Annotated in this window: 16 protein-coding genes; 8 read left to right on the forward strand and 8 right to left on the reverse strand. The window is 54.7% G+C overall.

What is annotated here, in order from left to right; all coding sequences use genetic code 11:
• Positions 1-30 precede the first annotated feature (30 nt).
• Complete coding sequence (locus tag ACJBF3_RS09270) at positions 31-1,734, forward strand: lysophospholipid acyltransferase family protein (protein ID WP_045328276.1); 1,704 nt, start codon at positions 31-33, stop codon at positions 1,732-1,734.
• Positions 1,735-1,820: 86 nt separating this feature from the next.
• Here the strand turns inward: ACJBF3_RS09270 and tauD are convergent, their stop codons facing one another.
• The 6 genes from tauD to mmuP all read right to left on the reverse strand — a co-directional run bounded on the left by tauD (position 1,821) and on the right by mmuP (position 7,741).
• Positions 1,821-2,669 (reverse strand): taurine dioxygenase, encoded by an 849-nt coding sequence (gene tauD, locus ACJBF3_RS09275; RefSeq protein ID WP_045328275.1) that lies wholly within the window; start codon positions 2,667-2,669, stop codon positions 1,821-1,823.
• Positions 2,666-3,493, reverse strand: a complete 828-nt coding sequence (gene tauC / locus ACJBF3_RS09280; RefSeq protein ID WP_010427972.1) for a taurine ABC transporter permease TauC — start codon at positions 3,491-3,493, stop codon at positions 2,666-2,668. The genes tauD and tauC overlap by 4 nt, the downstream gene beginning before the upstream one ends.
• Positions 3,490-4,257 carry a taurine ABC transporter ATP-binding subunit gene (gene tauB, locus ACJBF3_RS09285; RefSeq protein WP_406544961.1) on the reverse strand — a complete coding sequence of 256 codons (768 nt, stop codon included), beginning with the start codon at positions 4,255-4,257 and terminating at the stop codon, positions 3,490-3,492. The genes tauC and tauB overlap by 4 nt, the downstream gene beginning before the upstream one ends.
• 10 nt (positions 4,258-4,267) lie before the next feature.
• Positions 4,268-5,230, reverse strand: a complete 963-nt coding sequence (gene tauA / locus ACJBF3_RS09290) for a taurine ABC transporter substrate-binding protein (protein WP_045328273.1) — start codon at positions 5,228-5,230, stop codon at positions 4,268-4,270.
• A 191-nt stretch (positions 5,231-5,421) separates the two neighbouring features.
• Positions 5,422-6,354: a homocysteine S-methyltransferase gene (mmuM, locus tag ACJBF3_RS09295; protein ID WP_406544963.1), complete on the reverse strand. Its 933-nt coding sequence runs from the start codon at positions 6,352-6,354 to the stop codon at positions 5,422-5,424.
• The gene (gene mmuP / locus ACJBF3_RS09300; RefSeq protein ID WP_045328271.1) at positions 6,341-7,741 is read right to left on the reverse strand and encodes an S-methylmethionine permease; all 1,401 of its coding nucleotides are present in this window, start codon (positions 7,739-7,741) and stop codon (positions 6,341-6,343) included. Before mmuP ends, mmuM begins: the two co-directional genes overlap by 14 nt.
• Before the next feature lie 363 nt (positions 7,742-8,104).
• Here mmuP and ACJBF3_RS09305 point away from each other — a divergent pair, with 363 nt between their 5' ends.
• Both ACJBF3_RS09305 and ACJBF3_RS09310 read left to right on the forward strand, forming a co-directional pair.
• Positions 8,105-9,214, forward strand: coding sequence for an AI-2E family transporter (locus ACJBF3_RS09305; protein ID WP_045328270.1), 1,110 nt, complete (start codon positions 8,105-8,107; stop codon positions 9,212-9,214).
• Positions 9,215-9,334: 120 nt separating this feature from the next.
• Positions 9,335-11,119: a diguanylate cyclase gene (locus ACJBF3_RS09310; protein ID WP_406544965.1), complete on the forward strand. Its 1,785-nt coding sequence runs from the start codon at positions 9,335-9,337 to the stop codon at positions 11,117-11,119.
• A gap of 12 nt (positions 11,120-11,131) precedes the next feature.
• Here ACJBF3_RS09310 and ACJBF3_RS09315 read toward each other — a convergent pair whose 3' ends face one another.
• Positions 11,132-11,536, reverse strand: a complete 405-nt coding sequence (locus tag ACJBF3_RS09315) for a helix-turn-helix domain-containing protein (RefSeq protein WP_045328268.1) — start codon at positions 11,534-11,536, stop codon at positions 11,132-11,134.
• 124 nt (positions 11,537-11,660) lie between these two features.
• Positions 11,661-12,305, reverse strand: a complete 645-nt coding sequence (locus ACJBF3_RS09320; protein WP_045328267.1) for a TetR/AcrR family transcriptional regulator — start codon at positions 12,303-12,305, stop codon at positions 11,661-11,663.
• 178 nt (positions 12,306-12,483) lie between these two features.
• Here ACJBF3_RS09320 and ACJBF3_RS09325 point away from each other — a divergent pair, with 178 nt between their 5' ends.
• The 5 genes from ACJBF3_RS09325 to ACJBF3_RS09345 all read left to right on the forward strand — a co-directional run bounded on the left by ACJBF3_RS09325 (position 12,484) and on the right by ACJBF3_RS09345 (position 19,970).
• Positions 12,484-13,980 carry an efflux transporter outer membrane subunit gene (locus ACJBF3_RS09325; RefSeq protein WP_052672177.1) on the forward strand — a complete coding sequence of 499 codons (1,497 nt, stop codon included), beginning with the start codon at positions 12,484-12,486 and terminating at the stop codon, positions 13,978-13,980.
• A gap of 48 nt (positions 13,981-14,028) precedes the next feature.
• Positions 14,029-15,171, forward strand: coding sequence for an HlyD family secretion protein (locus tag ACJBF3_RS09330; RefSeq protein WP_045328265.1), 1,143 nt, complete (start codon positions 14,029-14,031; stop codon positions 15,169-15,171).
• Positions 15,172-15,184: 13 nt separating this feature from the next.
• Positions 15,185-16,729, forward strand: a complete 1,545-nt coding sequence (locus ACJBF3_RS09335; protein WP_045328264.1) for a DHA2 family efflux MFS transporter permease subunit — start codon at positions 15,185-15,187, stop codon at positions 16,727-16,729.
• Positions 16,730-17,526: 797 nt separating this feature from the next.
• The gene (locus ACJBF3_RS09340; RefSeq protein ID WP_045328263.1) at positions 17,527-18,021 is read left to right on the forward strand and encodes a molybdopterin-dependent oxidoreductase; all 495 of its coding nucleotides are present in this window, start codon (positions 17,527-17,529) and stop codon (positions 18,019-18,021) included.
• Between the two features lie 17 nt (positions 18,022-18,038).
• Entirely contained in the window at positions 18,039-19,970 is a 1,932-nt protein-coding gene (locus ACJBF3_RS09345) for a bifunctional diguanylate cyclase/phosphodiesterase (protein ID WP_045328262.1), read from the forward strand.
• The last annotated feature ends 3 nt before the right edge of the window (positions 19,971-19,973 follow it).

A 19,973-nucleotide genomic window follows, 5' to 3' on the forward strand; every position in this document is an offset into this window, starting at 1 on the left:
TGTCTTCGCAAGACGGCAGGAGGAGTAACCATGTTTAGCCTCGATAGCGTTCTCGACGATCTTTGGCCTCAGGCGAGGCCTGCCCCCTGGCAAAAAAGTCTGTTAAAAAGACTGTTCTACGAAGACGAGTTTCAGCAATTTGCCGCAGCACACCGCCACCTGAAAGGCCTGGATATGGTGGAGCAAGTTCTGGAACACCTTGATATTCTCTGCACCGTTTCCGCCCGCGATCTCGAACAAATCCCCGAACATGGCCCGCTGGTCATTATTGCCAACCATCCGACAGGTACCCTGGACGGGCTGGCGCTGATGTACGCCGTCTCCCGCGTGCGTCGTGACGTGAAGGTCGTGACCAACCGGATGCTGACCCACCTTGAGCCCCTCAGTTCGCTATTTATTCCGGTGGACAATATGGGCGGCAGGACCGCAAAGTCCTCCCTGGTACAGATGGAACAGCACCTGCAAAACGCGGGGGTGCTGATCTTCTTCCCGGCAGGAGAAGTGTCTCGCCCTACGCGCAAAGGCATTCGCGATAAAAAATGGCACTCCGGCTTTATCAAGCTCGCCGGCAAGCTGCGCGTTCCGCTGCTGCCGGTGCATATTCAGGCGCACAACAGCCTGCTCTTTTATGCCAGCACGCTGGTGTCGCCGACGCTGTCGATGCTGCTGCTCATGCAGCAGATGTTCCGCCGCCGCCACAGCCAGCTGCCGATAAAAATCGGCCAGCAGATCGCCTGGCATCACTGGCACAGCGCCACCCTTTCGTCGCGCGAGATGGCCGAGCAGTGCCGTCAGCACGTGATGCGTCTTGGCAAGGGAATGCCCGGCATCTTTAAAACCCAGTGCGCCATCGCGCGCCCGGAAGACCGGGCCACCCTGAAACGCGCGCTGGCGCAGGCCGAATGTCTGGGCAAAACCAGCGACGGTAAAACTATCTATCTGTGGCAGCGCAACGGTCAGGAAGAGGCTCCGCTGCTGCGAGAGCTGGGCCGCCTGCGCGAAGTTGCGTTTCGTGCGGTGGAGGAAGGGAGCGGCAAGCGCCGGGACACCGACCGTTACGATGACGATTATCTGCACCTGATCCTGTGGGATGATGAGGATCTGGAGATCGTCGGGGCGTATCGCTTTATGCCCACCGCAAAGCAGATTGAGCGTCGCGGGCTGGACGGGTTGTACAGCTACAGCCTGTTCCACTACGACGATAAAATGCAGGACGTGCTGGAGCACGGCATTGAGCTGGGACGCAGCTTTATACAGCCGCGCTACTGGGGGCGTCGGGGTCTGGATTATCTCTGGTCAGGCATTGGAGCCTATCTGGCGCGTTATCCACACTATCGCTACCTGTTTGGCCCGGTTTCCATTTCCGGCGGACTGCCGCCTGCGGCGCGGGATCTGCTGGTCGCCTTTTACCGCCTGTGGTTCCCGGCGACCCACCCGCTCGCCGCGTCACGTCAGCCCTATCCCGCCTCGCTGCCGGACGTGCTCGCGCAGTTTGGCGGCGTGGATTACGTGGACGATCTGACGAAGCTCAAATCCCTGCTCGGCAATCTAGGCTGCGGCATTCCGCCGCTCTACAAGCAGTATTCCGAGCTGTGCGAACCCGGCGGCGTGCAGTTTATTGATTTTGGCAGCGACCCGGCGTTCAACAACTGCGTTGACGGGCTGGTGCTGGTGGATTTGTGTTACCTGAAGGCGAACCGCTATCAGCGGTACATAGGGGTACACTCTTTGTAGGCCGGGTAAGCGCAGCGCCACTCGGCAAGAACGGTGCACAATTGCCGGGTGGCGCTACGCCTTACCCGGCCTACGGGAGCAATGGGTCATGGACGGTAAAACGGCTTATCGCCCAAAATCGTCGCCCGCTGCATAATCCGGCGCTGCGGCAGATAGTCCGCGTTGGCATAATGCTGCGTCACGCGGTTATCCCAGATCGCGAGGTCGTTCTCCTGCCAGCGCCAGCGCACCTGGAACTCAGGTTTGGTGATGTGTGCGAACAGGAATCCCAGCAGCGCCTCACTCTCTTTCTCGGACACGTCCACGATGCGCGTGGTGAACCCTTCGTTGACAAACAGCGCCTGCTTGCCCGTCACCGGATGGGTCCTCACGACCGGGTGCAGCAGCGGAGGATGTTTCGCAACCGCCTCCTGCCAGCGCTGATGTTCCTCTTCACTCTTACGGTACTTGTATTCCGGGAACGATTTTTTGAAGTCATGCTCCGCCCGCAGCCCGCTCAGCAGCGTCCGGAACGGCGCGGAGAGCGCCTCATATGCCGCAATCCCGCTGGCCCACAGCGTATCGCCGCCGGTTTCCGGCAGCAGCTTCGCCGCCAGAATCGCCCCGGCGGGCGGAGTCTCGATAAAGGTCACGTCGGTATGCCAGTTATCGTTATCCGGCGGGTTATCGTTGTGGGTGTCGAGGACGATAATCTCCTCTACCCCTTCCGCATGTGGATAGACCGGGTGGATATGCAGATCGCCAAAGCGCAGGGCCAATGCGCGCTGCTGCTGCGGGGTGATCGCCTGCTCGCGCAGGAACACCACCTGATGGCGCAGCACCGCGTGGTACAGCTGCTCGAACTGGTTATCGCTCAGCGGACGGGTCACATCCAGGCCCGACACCTGCGCGCCAATGTACGGCCCCAGCGGGGTAATGGTCAGACGTTCACTCATTGTATTTCTCCATGCCAGGGGGTCAGGCGGCGCTGTAACGCGCGCAGCCCCAGTTCTAATCCAAAGGCGATCGCGGCGATCACCGCGATCCCTGCCAGCACCACGTCAGTCGCCAGGAACTCTCCGGCCGACTGCACCATAAACCCAAGTCCGCGCGTGGCGGCAATCAGCTCTGCCGCCACCAGCGTGGACCAGCCCACGCCGAGGCCGATGCGCAGCCCGGTTAAAATCTCCGGCAGCGCGCCCGGCAAAATCACGAACAGCAGCACCTGCGTGCGGCTGGCACCCAGCGACTGCGCCGCGCGGATCCGCACCTGCTGGGCGCTCTTCACGCCCGCCAGCGCCGACATGGCAACCGGGGCAAAAATCGCCAGATAGATCAGCAGGATTTTTGACGTTTCACCGATGCCGAACCAGATCACCATCAGCGGCAGATAGGCCAGCGGCGGCACCGGGCGGTAAAGCTCAATCAGCGGGTCGAGAATGCCGCGCACCGTCGGGCTCAGCCCCATCGCAATCCCCACGGGAATGCCGATAATCACCGCCGCCAGCAGCGCCACCAGAATACGCGCCAGGCTGGCCCCTAAGTGCTGCCAGAGCGTCGCATCCATAAAGCCCTGCGGCCCGGCGATGGTAATCAGCTTGGCCAGCACCTGTCCCGGCGGCGGCAGAAACAGCGGGCTGACCCACTGCTGGGCAGCAACCGCCCACCACACCGCCAGCAGCACCAGCAGCGTACCGACGCTCAGGGTGATTTGGCGCGAGAACGGCCAGCGCAGCGCCAGACGCGTGCGGCGCGTTTTTTCACTGAAGACGATGCTCATGAGAAGGCCTCCCGCTGTTCAAACACGCGGCTTAAAACGTACTCACGCTGTTGGATAAACCGCGGATCGGACTTGATGCTGCGCACAGGCTCTCCCGCGACGTAGCGGCGGGCGAAATCCAGCGGCAAGCGCTCCAGCACGCGGCCCGGCCCCGGCGAGAGCAGCACCAGCTCGGTGGCCATAAACACCGCCTCCTCGATATCATGGGTAATCAGCAGCACCTGCTTGCCCGTTTCATGCCACAGGCGCAGGAGCAGGGTTTGCATCTGCTCGCGGGTGAAGGCATCCAGCGCCCCGAACGGCTCGTCAAGCAGCAGCAGCTGCGGATTCGCTGCCAGCGCGCGGGCAATACCTACGCGCTGGCGCTGGCCGCCGGAAAGCTGCCAGATAAAGCGTTTTTCCGCCCCTTCCAGCCCCATTTTTTTCAGCATCGTTCGTGCCGTTTTCAGCCGTTCTTCGCGGCTGATGCCCGCAAGCTGTAGCCCAAACGCCACGTTTTCCTGCACGTTGCGCCACGGGAGCAGGCCTTCATTCTGGAAGACCACGCCGCGCTCGGCGCCCGGGCCTTCCACCTTTTTGCCTTCCAGTTGAATGGTGCCATGCTGATAAGGGACAAACCCGGCGATCAGATTCAGCAGCGTGGTTTTTCCGCACCCGGACGGGCCCAGCACCACCAGCAGTTCACCGCTGTCCAGCGTCAGGTTGATGTCCTCCAGCGCGGGTTTCCCACCGTAATCGGCGTACAGGTTCGTAATATTCAGCATGGCGAACTCCTTATTTCACAAAACGATCGGTCACGTACTGGCTGTAATCCGCCGCCACCGCGGGCACTTTGCCCTGCTCTTTCAGGAAGGTGGCCGTATCGACAATCGCTTTGTTCACCGGCCCGGTCAGCTGCTGCACCTGCTGCGCGGGGGTCAGATAGGTATTGCCCTTCACCAGCCCCGGCACGTCCGCTTCCGGCACGCCGCTTAGGCGGGAGAGTTTTTCCAGGTTGGCGGGCTGCTTCAGCCACTCGTCCGGATTACTGATGTACGGCTGCTGGGCGTCAATCGCGCTTTTGGCGAAGGCTTTCACCACCTCAGGATGTTTCTCGGCAAAGTCTTTGCGCACCACCCACACGTCGAGCGTTGGCGCGCCCCACTGGCCCACCTTTTCAGAGTCGGTCAGCACGGTGCCGTCTTTTTCCAGCTCGTTCACCGCCGGAGCCCAGACGTAAGCTCCGTCAATATCGCCGCGCTGCCAGGCCGCGATAATTGCCGGCGGCTGCAGGTTGATAATTTGTACCTGGCCCGGCTTGATGCCCCAGTGTTTCAGCGCCGCCAGCAGGCTGTAGTGGGTGGTGGAGATAAACGGCACGGCGATGCGTTTGCCGATCAGGTCTTCCGGTTTGGTGATGTTTTTCTTCACCACCAGCGCCTCAGAGTTGCCGAGCTGCGAGGCGAGCAGGAACACCTCAATCGGCACCTGCTGACTGGCCGCAACCGCCAGCGGGCTGGAGCCGATATTGCCGATCTGCACGTCGCCGGAGGCTAACGCACGCACCACGGACGCCCCGCTGTCGAACTTGCGCCAGTCGACTTTCGCGCCGCTCGCTTTGGCAAAGGTGTTGTCCGCCTGCGCGACTTTCGCCGGTTCTGCGGAGGTTTGATACGCGACGGTGACGTCCACCGCCTGCGCCTGAAATGCCCACAGCGCCAGCGCGCCGAGAAGTGTGATTCGCGATGAAATAGCCATAGTGCCTGCTCCCCTTGTTGTTATGAGGGCAGTATTTCCAACGCGGGAATTTTGATAAAGGAATAAAAATGAATCGCTCATAACGATTCGTTTTTAGATAAAAAGCGGGAAAGGATAGTTGGTTTTGTGCGATGGGAGAGCGTCGGCGATCCGTAGGCCGGGTAAGGCGTAGCCGCCACCCGGCAAAAAACTCAGCGCTGCGCGTTCAGCTCAGCAATGTCCTTCGGCGTGGTCCGACAGCATCCGCCAATCAGCTTAGCCCCGGCAGCCAGCCACTGCGACAGATACCCTGCCAGCGTCTCGCACGCTTCGCCGTGGTGATGACAGGTTTTGGTCACCGCGTCATAATGCTCGCCCGAGTTGGGATAGACCACCAGCGGCAGCGCCGTCAGGCTTTGCAGGTGCTTCAGCGCCGCGGTGGTGTTTTCCAGCGCGATGCAGTTGATGCCCAGCGCGACAATGTGCGGCGAGTTTGCCAGCGCGCTGACCACCTCGCGCAGCGGCGTACCGTCGCTCAGGTGCTCGCTGTCCCGCAGGGTAAAGGAGAACCACGCCCGGGCGCGGGGGAACTCCGCCAGAAGGGCCGTCAGGGCCTTGATCTCCACAAACGAGGGCAGCGTTTCGCAGGCCAGCAGGTCAGCGCCCGCATCGAGCAGCGCTTCCACGCGCGGGCGGTGGAAGGCGGTAAACTCCTCGATGCTGCGCACGTAGTCGCCGCGATACTCCGAGCCATCCGCCAGATACGCGCCGTAAGGCCCTACGGATCCCGCCACCAGCAGCGTCCCCGCCTGCGGGTTTTCGGCCAGATACGCTTCGCGCGCCTTACGCGCCAGCTCCACGCTTTTACCGATAAGCGAACGAGACTGCGCCTCGTCCAGCCCTCGCGCCGCAAAACCCGCCGGCGTGGCCTGATAGCTGGCGGTGATCGCCACCTGCGCCCCTGCGCGGTAGTAATCAAGATGCACTTCGCGGATAAGCGCAGGGTTTTCCATCAGCACTTTGGCAGACCAGAGGCTGTCTGCCAGGTTACAGCCGCGCGCTTCCAGCTCCGTCGCCATCGCGCCATCCAGCACCACAAAAGGCTGCTTTTCAAGGAGGGCGGTAAGCGGATTATTCTGCGACATGTTCAGGCTCCTGCGATGTCATATTTCGGGTCAGGTAGTAGGCACCATAACACAGGGCGACAAACGGAATCCCACAATAAAGGGCAATGCGCTGGCTGGGGTCAAACCACAGGCCGACACAGGCCACCACGCAGAGGATAAACCCGAGCACCGGCACCAGCGGATACCACGGCGCGCGGTACTGCAGCGCAGAGAGCGGCTGGCCGGACTGCAGATGACGACGGCGGAAAACGAAGTGCGACGCGCAGATGCTGATCCAGACCGCCACTACCGCAAAGCCGGAAATCGCCGAGAGCGCAACAAACACCGTATCCGGCGCGATAACGCTAGAGAACAGGGCCAGCACGCCGCCGAGCATGGAAACCGAGAGCGCCGTCAGCGGCACGCCGTTTTTGTTGACGCGAGCAAAGCAGCGCGGCAGCGTTTTCTCATTCGAAAGCGACCACAGCATGCGCCCGGAGGCGTACAGCCCGGAGTTCGCTGCCGAGAGGATCGCCGTCAGGATCACGAAGTTAAAGATGTCTGCCGCATAAGGAATACCGACTTTTTCAAACACCAGCACGAACGGGCTCTTTTCCACCCCTGCCTGCTGCATCGGGATCAGCGCCGCCAGCACAAACACGGTGCCGATAAAGAAGAGAATGAGGCGCGCGATGGTGGTGCGGATAGCTACCGGAATCACCTTGTGCGGGTTTTGCGTTTCGCCCGCCGCAATGCCGATAAGCTCGGTCCCAGAGAAGGCAAAGTTCACCGCCACCATGGTCATCAGGATCGGCAGGCCGCCGTGCGGGAACCAGCCTTCGGCGGTGATGTTGCTTAAGCCCGGCGCGGGCGAGCCGTCCTGCATCGGGATAAAGCCAAAGACCGCCGCCCCGCCAAGGATAATAAAGGCGATGATGGTGATGACTTTCACCAGCGAAAACCAGAATTCGCCTTCCGCAAAGAAGCGCGTTGAGATGACGTTGAGGCCAAAAATCACCACGCAGAAGACCACGCACCACGCCCAGACGGGCACCTGCGGGAACCAGTACTGCATGCAGAAGCCTGCGGCGGTGAAGCTCGACCCGAGCGCCACCGTCCAGGTGAGCCAATAGAGCCACGCCACGGTGTAGCCCGTCGCCGGGCCAAGATAGCGGGCGGCATAGACGTGGAATGCGCCTGTTTCCGGCATCGCCACGGAAAGCTCGCCCAGACACTGCATCACCAGCCAGACCACCAGCGCGCCGATCAGGTACGCCAGCAGCGTGCCCGCCGCCCCGGTCGTGGAAATGATGTATCCGGTATTGAAGAATAACCCTGTCCCAATCACGCCGCCCAGCGAGAGCATAATCAGGTGGCGTGTTTTCATGGTGCGCTTAAGCTGCCCATTTTCTTGTTGTGTTTGCATATTACCTTCTATACGTATGGACATCTAAACATCCAAAGAAGGTGTGTTATACCGCGATTGTTAATAAAAAGCTAGATGACCAGACGCAAACGGGCGCGCCGCGCGCTGAGTCTGGGGTGAGCGGTGCGGATCACATAGAGAAAAGGACGCCAGGCCATAAGCACCTCCGCAGGCAGATACTTACAGCATGGTGCGGGAAGAGGCGATCTTCGGTCAGTCGAAAGTGGTATCCGTTAAGCGCGAAGTCATACCGTAACGCTCCCCGTAGGCCGGGTAAGGCGCAGCCGCCTCCCGGCGCAAGGTTGGTAATTCTCGCAATCGGTTCTATAGTCGAAACAGTTTATTAGTAACCAGGACTGACTGATGCGCTTTAACGGACTGACCAAAGGTTTCTTTATCTTCATTCTCGCCCTTGTGACCTGGGCCTTCTTCGACGTGCTGTCGCCCTACTTCTCCGCGATACTGTGGGCCGCGATTCTGACCGTCATCTTCAACCCGGTAAAAAACAGGCTGCGCGCCGCGCTGGGGGACCGCAACGGGCTGGCCTCGCTGTTAACGATTGGCATTATCTGCCTGATCGTCTTCATCCCGCTGATGGTGATCCTCTCCTCGCTCGCCATTGAGCTGAACATGGTTTACACCAAACTCCAGGAGAACAACACCCAGTTCCCGGAAGTGGTGGCGAGCATCTTCAACCACCTGCCGGACTGGGCCAGCGGATTCCTGGCGGATCACAACCTGAACAACGCGGCGCAGATCCAGAAAAAACTCTCCGACGTCGCTCTGCAGGGCGGGCAGTATCTGGCGGGCAGCGCGTTCCTGATCGGCAAAGGGACGTTTGGCTTTGCGATTAGCTTCGGCATCATGCTGTATCTGCTGTTCTTCCTGCTGAAAGACGGCCCGTTTCTGGTGCGCCAGATCCTCGACTCCCTGCCGCTGTCTGATTTCGCCAAGCAGCACCTGTTTGCCAAATTCGTCGGCGTGTCACGCGCCACGGTAAAAGGCACGGCGGCGGTGGCGGTGGTGCAGGGCATCCTCGGGGGGATTGCGTTTGCTATTGCGGGTATTGACGGCAGCGTGCTCTGGGGCGCATTGATGGCGTTCCTCTCCCTGGTGCCCGCCATCGGTTCGGCGATTGTCTGGGTGCCCGCCGCTATCTTCCTGTTCGCCACGCACCAAATCTGGCAAGGGCTGTTCATCGTCGGCTTCTTCGTGATCGTTGTCGGGCTGGTGGACAATATCCTGCGCCCGCTGCTGGTGGGGAAAGATACTAAAATGCCGGACTACCTGATTCTGATCTCCACCCTCGGCGGCATGGAGCTGTACGGCATTAACGGCTTTGTCATTGGGCCGCTGATTGCCGCGCTGTTTATCGCCTGCTGGAACCTCTTCTCGGGACGCGATCACGCCGGGAACGCCGAAGAGCTGGACCCCGACTTCATCGAAGAAGGAAAAAATCCTCCAGATTTGTAAGCGCGTGATGATAAAGAACACACAAGGCGGCACCGTGCCGCCTTTTTTTATCGCCTTAAATCAAACGTTTTCTATAATTTGAAGAACGCCATCCTACTCATGTCGTAAAAGGATCATCTGGTGCGAATCGCGACGATAACAAACTGGGCCTACGGTGCCACGGTCTGCCTGACCATCGCCTCCGGCATCATCATGCTGTTGGCGTCCAATGCTGACACGGCAGAGCGTCACGCCGTTGAACAACGCCAGCGATTCGATCAGCTCACGGAAGATGTTGAGACTGACGCCTGGGCACAGTCCGATTTAGCCCGCCTTTACGTCATCAAAAAAGATCCCCAAACGTTAAGGGAATACGGTCAGGCAGAGAATGGCCTGAAAAACATCGAGACGCGGCTGGAAAAATTGCGTGATAACGGTGCGTCGGATGATGAGCTGTCCCTGCTGCGCGAAGGCATAAAAATCATCGACGAGCTGCAGGACGAGCAGCAGACCGCCCTCGCCAGCCTGGCGCGAGGAGAAGACGCCCAGGCCGTGGCCCTGCTCTATGGTGCGCCCTATGAACAGGAGCTGGATCGCGCGCAGAACCAGATCGATCACTTCCGCCAGATACTCGACAAACGCGTCATCGCCTCCGTTCAGGAGGCAACAAAAAAATCGAAAGCGCTGCGTACCGCCTCTGAGGTAACGGTTGGCCTGACCGCCCTGCTGTTCTTATTTGTGCTTGGGTTCATCTTAAAACGCCGCGTGCTGCGTCCCGTGGTGCGCCTGAGCGACGTGGTGCATCGTCTTGCGTCACAGGACTACGCGGTGGAAACGCCCAACTTTAACCAGATCGATGAGATCGGCGATATGGCCCAGGCTATCAGCATCTTCCGTGAAAACGGCCTTGCGCGACAGCGTCTGGAAAAAGAGCGGGATGCCGACTGGGCCATCCGCGAGCTGCTGGCGCGCATGACCCAGCGGCTACAGGGGTGTGAAAACTTTAACGATGTGATTAACGTGGCGGAGCTGTTTGCGCCGAATATCGCGCCGGGGATCGCGGGCCGGCTCTACGTGCTCGACCGCGAACCGTGGCAGATGCGCTGCGTTGCGCAATGGCTTTCGCCGATCGGTGAAGAAACTACGTTCCATCCGGACGAGTGCTGGGCCGTGCGTCGCGGACAGAGTCACCCGCCGGTAAACGGCGAGCCCGATATCGCCTGCTACCATCTTCCGGCATCCCAGGCCGAAAGTTCGCTCTGCGTGCCGCTTATCGCCCAGGGCGAGGCCATTGGCCTGCTCTCCTTCCAGAACATCACGGCGGAGAATGCCCCTTCCCGCGCGTATCTGGAACTGATGGCCGAGGCGCTCGGGCTGGCGCTGGCCAACCAGCGTCTGCGCGACGCGTTGCTGGAAAAAGCATTGTTTGACCCGCTCACCGGCCTGCGAATCCGTCATCATCTGGAAGATACCCTGCAAACCCAAACGGCACACGCGAAACGCACCGGCGTGCCGTTAAGCTGCATGATGATCGATATCGACCACTTCAAGAGTATTAATGACCGCTTTGGTCATGAAGCGGGCGACCTGGTGATCAAAAGCGTGGCGTCCATTGTTCAGCGGGCTGCACATGACAACGGGCTGGCATTCCGCTTCGGTGGCGAAGAGTTTCTGGTGCTGCTTTCCGGTGCCGATGAAGCAGAAGCGTATCTCTGCGCGCAGAAGATCTATAACGGCGTGCATGAGCTGTCGCTTCGCTACGGGCTGACCGAGATTGGACCGGTGGACGTGTCGATTGGGATTGCCAGCTATCCGCAACATGCCCAGACGGACAACCTCCTGCGGGCTGCGGACGTGGCCTTGTACCGGGCGAAAGAGCTGGGCCGGGCGCGGATTGTCAGTTTTGGGATGCTGGAGGCGGGCTAGGGAATTATGGCTTTATTCGCGAGTGATCTCTGCAATCAATATCGACAAGCCATTCATGTCACGGCTTTTTTTAGCCATTTCACGGTATTTGGTTGGGGAGAGTCCATATTGATTCGAGAACGCTCTGCTGAATGTTGACGGCTCCTCGTACCCTAACATCGTGAATATATCTGAAACAGAGAGCTGCGTATGTCTGAGCATATGCGCGGCTTTTTCAAGTTTCCGGCTTCGAATATAGAGACCTATACTTATACCACACTCCTGGCGAAAGTTTCGTTGAATATAAGCCAATGAATAACCAGATTTCCGTGCCACATCCAGAACGGTAATGGGCCTGTATAAATTTGAGTCAATCCAGTGCGTCAGGGACTTAATTACAGCTTCACGATCTTTTAAGAGAGTAAACTTTATACACATAAGTATCCACGAAATTTTATTTACAAGAAGGCCGCTGGCAGAGTCATCCAATGACAATCAAAAAAATAAATATTCCACAAAGAAAATCACCCTAATAATAGGGTGAAGGAACGCTTACTGTATTTTATAAAGATGTTTTTGCAACATCCTCGATTTTTTCAGGACCATATAGTTTCATAAACGCATTCACGGAGGCCTGCGCCTTCATGATGATTTCACTTTCGTCAGGCTGATCCTTCCTTGCTTTCAAAAGCAAGGGTTCGAGTATGTCCGCCTGAAGAAGAGAACGAAAATACTCAGCGGCCAGCACTGGGTCATCTTTTCTTAAGATGTTTTGATTCATTAAATCGGTAAAAAGCGCGGAAACATTCGAACGCAGTTTTTGCATTCGCGCATAATATAATTCACCGATACCCGATCTTCCGGCCTCGGAAATCATTAACCTTTGCAAATCCACGATATCCGGAGAGCAAATATAACGCAAAAAGGCAATTGCAAATTGCTCGATGACCAGCTGTGGTGATTTTCCGAAAAGGCGCACCTGCCCTGCAGTTTCAATAGTCATGCTCTTTATATACTGTTCGGTTTCTGAAGACATGCATTCTACAAATAGCTCTTCTTTCGACGAAAAGTGACTGTAAATTGTCGATTTTGAGCCACCCACAATCGCGTTGATCTCTGAGATAGACGTGGCATCAAATCCTTTTTGTCGAAACAGTCCGGAAGCGACCTCCAGAATCTGCTGCCGTTTAAGCGCTCTTTTATCCATATGTTTCCTCGTGAGTTTAGGTGATGGGTCGGGGCCAACACGCTTGTTTTCTGATTTCGGCATCACGTCTTAGAGTAGGGTTCGTAATCGTACTGACGAGTACATTTTTATTTGACGGCGCTCAGAAGTCAAGATATAAAGCGTACCGTACCGTACGGTACTGAATTTGGACTACTCTATGAACAGCATGATGAGCGTACTGATGAAAGGTTTTCAGGAGACACTCCCGGGGTGTCGCATTTCCGGCTTAACCGGCTCCAGGATAGTGATGAGCTGCGTTGTCATTTCCGCCATCAGTATGAGCGGATGCGCCATGATCCCCGATCTCGGCACCCCACCGCCTATGAAGACGGTCACACAGCTTAAAAGCGATCAAAGTTTTCCTCACCAGAACGGTCAGTGGCCGAAAGACGAGTGGTGGAAGAAATACGGCGATGCACAGCTGAACGGGCTGATTGATGACGCGCTTAAAAACTCCCCCACGCTTAACATCGCCGAAGCTCGTGTGAAACAAGCGCAGGCGATGACGCAAAGTGCGAGCGGATCGCTTTTCCCTGAAGTCACCGCAAACGCCAGCTTTATGCGGGAGAAGATGAGTTACAACGATGTGACGCCTGAAAGCGCAACGCCGCAAAACTGGAACAGCTATGGGCGCACCACGCTTGATATGAGCTGGGAACTCGATTTTTGGGGTAAAAACCGCGCGGCGCTCGCGGCTGCAACGTCAGGCGAAATGGCAGCGGTTGCGGAGAAAGCAGAAACAGGACTGGTGCTCTCTTCGTCTATTGTTACCGTTTACGCGGAGCTGGCGCATTTATACACCGTTCGCGAAACGCTTAACGACACCCTAACGATACGAACCAGTACGCTTGCGTTGTTCCGGCAACGCCATGACGCGGGGCTAGAAGATTTATCCAGCCTTCAACAGGTTGAGACGCGTCAACTCAATGCAAAAGCAAACCTGGTGGCCATAGATGAAGCTATTGCGATCAAAAAGCATGCTCTCGCGGCACTGATCGGCGACGGGCCTGACAGATCGCTGACAATAACCGCGCCTAAGGCAACGCTTTTAGCGCACGAGGAGCTTCCTCCCAATATTGCATTGGATTTGATGGGGCGACGTCCTGATATTGTTGCGGCACGTTTACGCGCAGAGGCAGCAGCAGAGCAAATCAAACAGAAAAAAGCCGGTTTTTACCCCAGCGTTAATTTGGTTGCCTTTGCCGGGTTCCAGTCACTGGGTATTAACAACCTTACCCGGAGTGGCTCAGCCATTGGCAGTTTTGGACCGGCCATCTCGTTGCCCATATTTAATACTCAGAAGCTACAGGGAGATCTGAAATACGCCAGCGGTGAATATGACATTGCGGTTCAGGTTTATAACGACACGTTAACGAATGCACTTAGGGAAGTGAGCGATGCGCTCACCAGCAGAGCCTCCCTTAAAGAGGAGATGCGTTATTCTCAGGAGGCAGTCACATCGGCAGAAAAAGCGTATTCCCTCACCAAACAAAGATATGAAGGAAAGGTTGCTGATTATCTCGACGTCTTGTCCTCTGAAGATGAGCTGGTCGCTGCCCGCAGAAAATTAGCCGATGTAAATTCCCGCGCCTTTACGATTGACGTCGCATTAGCGCGCGCATTAGGCGGCGGATATACCTCGAGCAAACAGTAATTTTTAACACCTGGTTAATTACTCAATCGTGGAAAGAAAGGAAATAAAATGAGTCATTCTGCAGCTATTGAAAATCAAAATATTGAATCATCCGACATTAAAAAGAAAAAAAGAAAACGTTTGTTCTCTTATCTGGCATTGAGCATCGCGCTTGCTGGCGCAGGTTCGTTCGCCTATTGGGCGTTAGTGGGTTGCCACTATGTTGAAACCGATAACGCCTATACCGATGTTGAGTCCGCTCAGCTCTCTTCCGCGATCACCGGTACGGTAAGCGACATTCTGGTGACGGATTCTCAGGTGGTAAAAAAAGGCGATGTTCTGATCCGGCTGGATCCCACTGACGCAGAGCTAGCTCTTAATCAGGCGGAAGCTAACCTGAACCTGTCCATTCGGCGGGTAAATGGCTATAAGGCCACTGACACAAAGCTCGGTGCAGAAGTTGTGGCTAATGAAAAAGAGCAAAAACGCCTGCTGGCCCAGGTTGATGCCGCAAACGCGGACTTCCAGCGCGCGGCAGTTGACCTTAAGCGACGCGAGGCGTTAATGCAGACGGGTGCAATTTCAGGCGACGAACTGACGCGTATTCAAAACGTTTATGCTTCCGCACTGGCAAACCTGAATGCCGCTAATGCCGCCGTGGCGCAGGCCGATGCCGCGAGACAGGCAGCGGTGGGTGCAAGACAGGCGAATGCCGTGATGATTGAGGATGCAAATACCGAGACCAACCCGGAAGTGGTTCTCGCCAGAGCGAAGCGTGACCAGGCCAGACTGGATCTGGAAAGAACCGTGATCCGTTCACCCGTCGATGGCGTGGTCGCTCGCCGCCAGGTCGAGCTTGGACAGCGTGTACAGCCTTCCACACCGTTATTGTCCGTGGTACCGGTGCAGCAAATTCACGTCAATGCCAACTTCAAGGAAGTTCAGCTTCAGCATGTGAAGGTAGGACAAAAAGTGGAGCTGGTGAGCGATCTGTATGGCGACAACGTCCCTTTCCATGGAACGGTAGAAGGCTTCGATGGCGGTACCGGCGCTGCGTTTTCAATTATTCCTGCGCAGAACGCAACGGGTAACTGGATTAAGGTTGTTCAGCGTCTGCCCGTGCGCATCAAACTCAATGCTGACGAGCTTGCAGCACATCCGCTGCGGGTTGGGCTGTCCATGAAAGCAACAGTTAACTTAAAAAGTGAATAACGGAAAACAGTCCATGTCTACATTCGTTGTCGATAATCAGCCGCCTTCGCTGAAAGGCGGTATGTTATGGATTGGTGCTCTGGTGCTGGCCATGGCTAACTTTTTAGCTGTCCTCAACATGACCATTGCAAACGTCACTCAACCCAACATGGCTGGCGCCCTGGGTGCAGGAACAAGCCAGGGAACGTGGATCATCACGGCCTATGCCGTGGCTGAAGCCATTACGGTACCGCTCTCAGGATGGTTAACCACACGGTTCGGCGGCGTGCGCGTTTTCTCCGTTTCCGTGTTCATGTTTGGCATTTTTTCTTTGCTCTGCGGCCTTTCCACTTCGCTGGGAATGCTGCTGCTGATGAGGGTTTTTCAGGGCATGGCAGGAGGCCCCCTGATGGCCTTATCGCAAACGTTACTGCTGCGTATTTTTCCAAAAGAAAAATCCATGCAGGCGACAGGTTTATGGGCAATGACAACCTTGCTCGCGCCCGTAATAGGCCCGGTACTCGGCGGATGGATTTGCGATCATTACAGCTGGTCGTGGGTGTTTATCATCAACGTTCCGATGGCAATCGCTTTTTCAGTCGTGGCGTGGTCAGTATTGAAAATCTTCGAAGATGAGCTGGTTAATAACGCTATTGATATCGTTGGATTTGTTTTACTGGTTATCTGGGTGGGTGCACTGCAGATCATGCTTGATGAAGGGAAAGACCTTGACTGGTTTGCCTCGGAAGAAATTTGGGTGCTGGCGATTGTGGCCTGCATCGGCTTTTTAAGTTTTTGCATCTGGGAGCTAACCGCTGAACATCCGATTGTCGATATCAGAGTTTTTCGCCATCGCGGTTTTTCGGCCAGCATGTTTGTTCTCGCACTCGCGTTTGGATGTTTTTTTGGTCTGAATGTCCTCACGCCTCTGTGGTTGCAATATAATTTAGGGTATACAACAACATGGGCCGGGATTGTGGTTGCCTGGGGCGGGCTTCTGCAGGTGGTATTTTCTCCGGTTGCCGCTAACCTTTCTAACAAAATCGATCCGCGCATTCTTATCTTCTTTGGCTGCGCCTGGCTGGGTCTCGACACCTTCTGGCGTTCCTGCGCAACGACCGATATGGACTACTGGTCCATCTGCGTCCCCCTGTTATTCATGGGGGTGGGAATGCCGTTGTACTATGTGCCTATTACGGGTCTTGCAATGGGCTCTGTAGATGAAGCGGAAATGGCTTCAGCAGCGGGGCTAATGAACTTTGTACGAACGCTATCGGGGGCGTTTGCCACATCGCTCGTCACGACGTCATGGCAAGATCAGCGCTATATCGCACATGACCAACTGGCGTCCGTTGTTGACCCTGGGGGCGATCTATCGCATTACATCAGTTCAGCCCCTCAGCAAGGTGGACAATTTGTGCGCGAGCTTTTTGACAAGATGGTTAATAGCCAAAGCATGATGCTTTCAACCAATAATCTGATGATGTCGATCGGCGTCATATTTTTTGTCGCTGCATTTGCGATTGCATTAGCGCCAAAACCTTCGCGCGTGGTTGATGCCGCCTCCGTAGGACACTGATATTTATTCAGCACAAGGACGTGAGTATCAAAAACCGAGAGCTTCGACTTTCTCCGGCCGATGAATATTTTTAATGTAATCTCGGGTGCAGTGCCCCCCCCGTATAGAAGAGGCAATAAACGTTATTTTTAGCAGGTTGGATAGAGTATTTCGATAGCAGGAAAAAAGCGGACGCTCCCCAGTGGAAGAAGCGTCCAAAAACAGGCAATTATTCAGACACAGATTGAAACCGTAAACTGACGATCTCATCAATAATATCTCACATCCCCTAAGCTTCATTATTTACATTTTCTGCCATCGCCAAATAAAAAAAGCAGCCCGGAGGGAAAGTCTTTTTTAGCGCTTCTGATTTCATGGGCAAACCGGCAGGACGGTATCCACCCCGTGAGGAACAGCGCACCCTGCGCCTCCTCGCGAAAGGTGAGCAAATTTCGTACAGACCAACAGCGCCGGCCGCTTCACTTCTCCGAAGGCTCCACCCGCGAAGCCGGGTATTGAGCCTTAAACGCCCACCGTTTTCATCATCGGTAAAATCAGTGGCATGAGGTAATAACAATCAATAAAAGCGATCGTTTTTTAAACATTCGAGAGCTTATGCAATTCGCTTTATCTTTTCACAAAAAGTTGAACGTCCTTCGCCTGCCCGACAGCCGATCATGTCCATCACATAACATTATGATTTTATAGCATTTTAATCACTAAAAACGCTAAAAAGCCTTGCTGTTAAACAAAATATATAAACTACTGTGATATCTAAATTATAATTCTTATACTTCTGTTAAAAAGTGGAGGCCAAAATGCGATCAACCCTACTGCTGTTATGCTGTCTGGTACAAAGTGTAGCCTGGGCTGGCGAACTGCCAAAACCAGTTGGTAAACCTATTTTAACGATTTACGGCAATATAGAAAATACGAATGAAAATGGTAAAGCAGTGTTTGATCTCGCCAGCCTTGAAAAACTGGGCATGGTGAGTTTCGAGACGACATCCCCCTGGTATAATGGCCGCACTAAGTTTGAGGGTGTCCCCATGAGCAAGCTCATGGATTATGTGGGTGCAAAAGGGACGAACGTCAATGTGATTGCGCTCAATGATTACTCTACCGCGATCCCGCTCAGTGACTTTAAAAAATACAACGCCATTCTGGCCCTGAAAGTCAATGGCGAATATATGCGCATTCGCGATAAAGGCCCCTCATTTATTGTTTACCCCTATGACAGTCTTCCTGAGTTGAATAACCAGATTTATTACTCGCGATCGGCATGGCAGGTTAGTAAAATGAAGATTGAGTAGCCGTTCAGGAGAGCATAATGAACAGGATACTGGTTGGTATCATTTTTTCTCTTTTTATCACGACAGGATATATTGCATACCTTGTTTACGATCGTCAGCAGGAATTGCAAAAACTGACTCAATACACTGAGTCCTGGTCCGTGGCACAACTGGTATCAGAGTATTACCGTTTTGAATCATGGCTTGGTCTATACGCAACCGATACCGATGACGTTACGATAGACCAGGTCCGCATGCGCCTCGAACTCATGCTAAGCCAGAGCGATTTAATGAAGGGGGGTGACTTAGGTCGCTATATTGACAGCGATAAAACGCATCAGGAGCTAGCTTTACGCTTAGAAAAAATACTGGCCTATCTGGATAGTCATCTTGAAAATATGAGCCATCCGGAATTACAGGCATACCTGAAAGATATGCATGAGCTCGATGCGCCGCTAAGCCAGCTTTCTGCAACGGCATTAACAAAAGACATTAACACGGTTAATGAATCTAATAAAAAAATACAAATCCTTTATTATATTTATTCCGCACTTTCATTGCTGCTGGTGATTTTAAGCTTTATTCTTGGCTTCCTGATGATCTACCAGAATAAAAACATTCTCAAAGCACACATGCAGGTGAAAAGCCTTGCAGACGAACTTCAGGTATCGAAAGAAACGCTGCAGCTTCAAAATGCGAAGCTGGAATATGATGTTTATCATGACTCCCTCACCGGTATGAAAAACCGCCTGTTCTTCTGGGACGATCTCAACAAAATTAATCTTCAGGCGGATAAAAACCATACTCCCGTCACGGTGATGCTCTTTGATTTAGACCGCTTCAAAGAGGTCAACGATACCTATGGCCATGATACGGGAGATTTGCTGTTGAATCAGGTATCCCGACGGCTGACCTCAATGAGCAACGCAACGGATACCTTTTACCGTTTGGGCGGCGATGAATTCGCCCTTCTGTCCAGCGGACTCACGGAAAACGCTGCCGTTTCGCGTGCGAAAGAGATCGGCGATCGGATAAGCCAGCCCTACACCATTAATAACCAACTGATAAAAATTGCCACCTGTGTGGGCATCGTATTATCGGACAAGGAACGACGCTCTGATTACCTTTACAAATTTGCCGATTTGGCCCTCTACGAAGCTAAAAAAGAGGGTTCTCAACAGATAAAAGTCTTCCGCCAGTGGATGCTGCAAAAATTGCAGGAAAGCAGAACCCTGGAACATGACATGGCCCTGGCGCTCGACCATAAAGAATTTGTGGTTTATTACCAGCCTATTGTTGATTCATTCAGCAATGACATTTACGGCTATGAGGCCCTTATTCGCTGGATGCACCCGGTGAAAGGGATGCTGTCGCCTGATTACTTTATTTCTGTCGCTGAAAAAACAGGGATGATCAATGCGATCGGCAAAATTGTGCTTGAGCTCGCCTGCCGGGAAGCCGTGTCCTGGGCGGTTCCGGCGAGGATCTCGGTAAACGTTTCCCCTATTCAGTTAGGTAATAAATCATTTACCACGATGGTGCAGACTATCCTGAAAGAGACAGGATTACCGGCTAGCCGACTCGAGCTGGAGGTGACAGAGTCTTCACTGTTCAGTGACAGCAATATGCCGATCACGATCCTCAAAAAGCTCCGGGCGCTGGGTGTCAAAATTTCCATCGATGATTTCGGAACGGGATATTCTTCGCTCTCCAGACTGAGCGAGCTTAACTTTGATAAAATCAAAATCGACAAATCGTTTGTGAATCCGATATCCACGCAGGACGATGCGCTTAATATCGTAAAATTGATTACCGGCATGGCGAAGAGCCTCAATATGAGCGTCATTGCAGAAGGCGTTGAAACCGAAGCGCAGCTTGAACGTCTTCAGGCGCTTGGCTGCGATCTGGTCCAGGGATACCTGTTCGGAAAACCACAGTCGGAGATTGACAGTAAGATTAGATACGGTTGAAAT

The sequence above is a fragment of the Enterobacter sp. PP-008-ECC_S150 genome, assembly GCF_045257065.1.
GTDB classification, from domain to species: Bacteria; Pseudomonadota; Gammaproteobacteria; order Enterobacterales; family Enterobacteriaceae; genus Enterobacter; species Enterobacter chengduensis.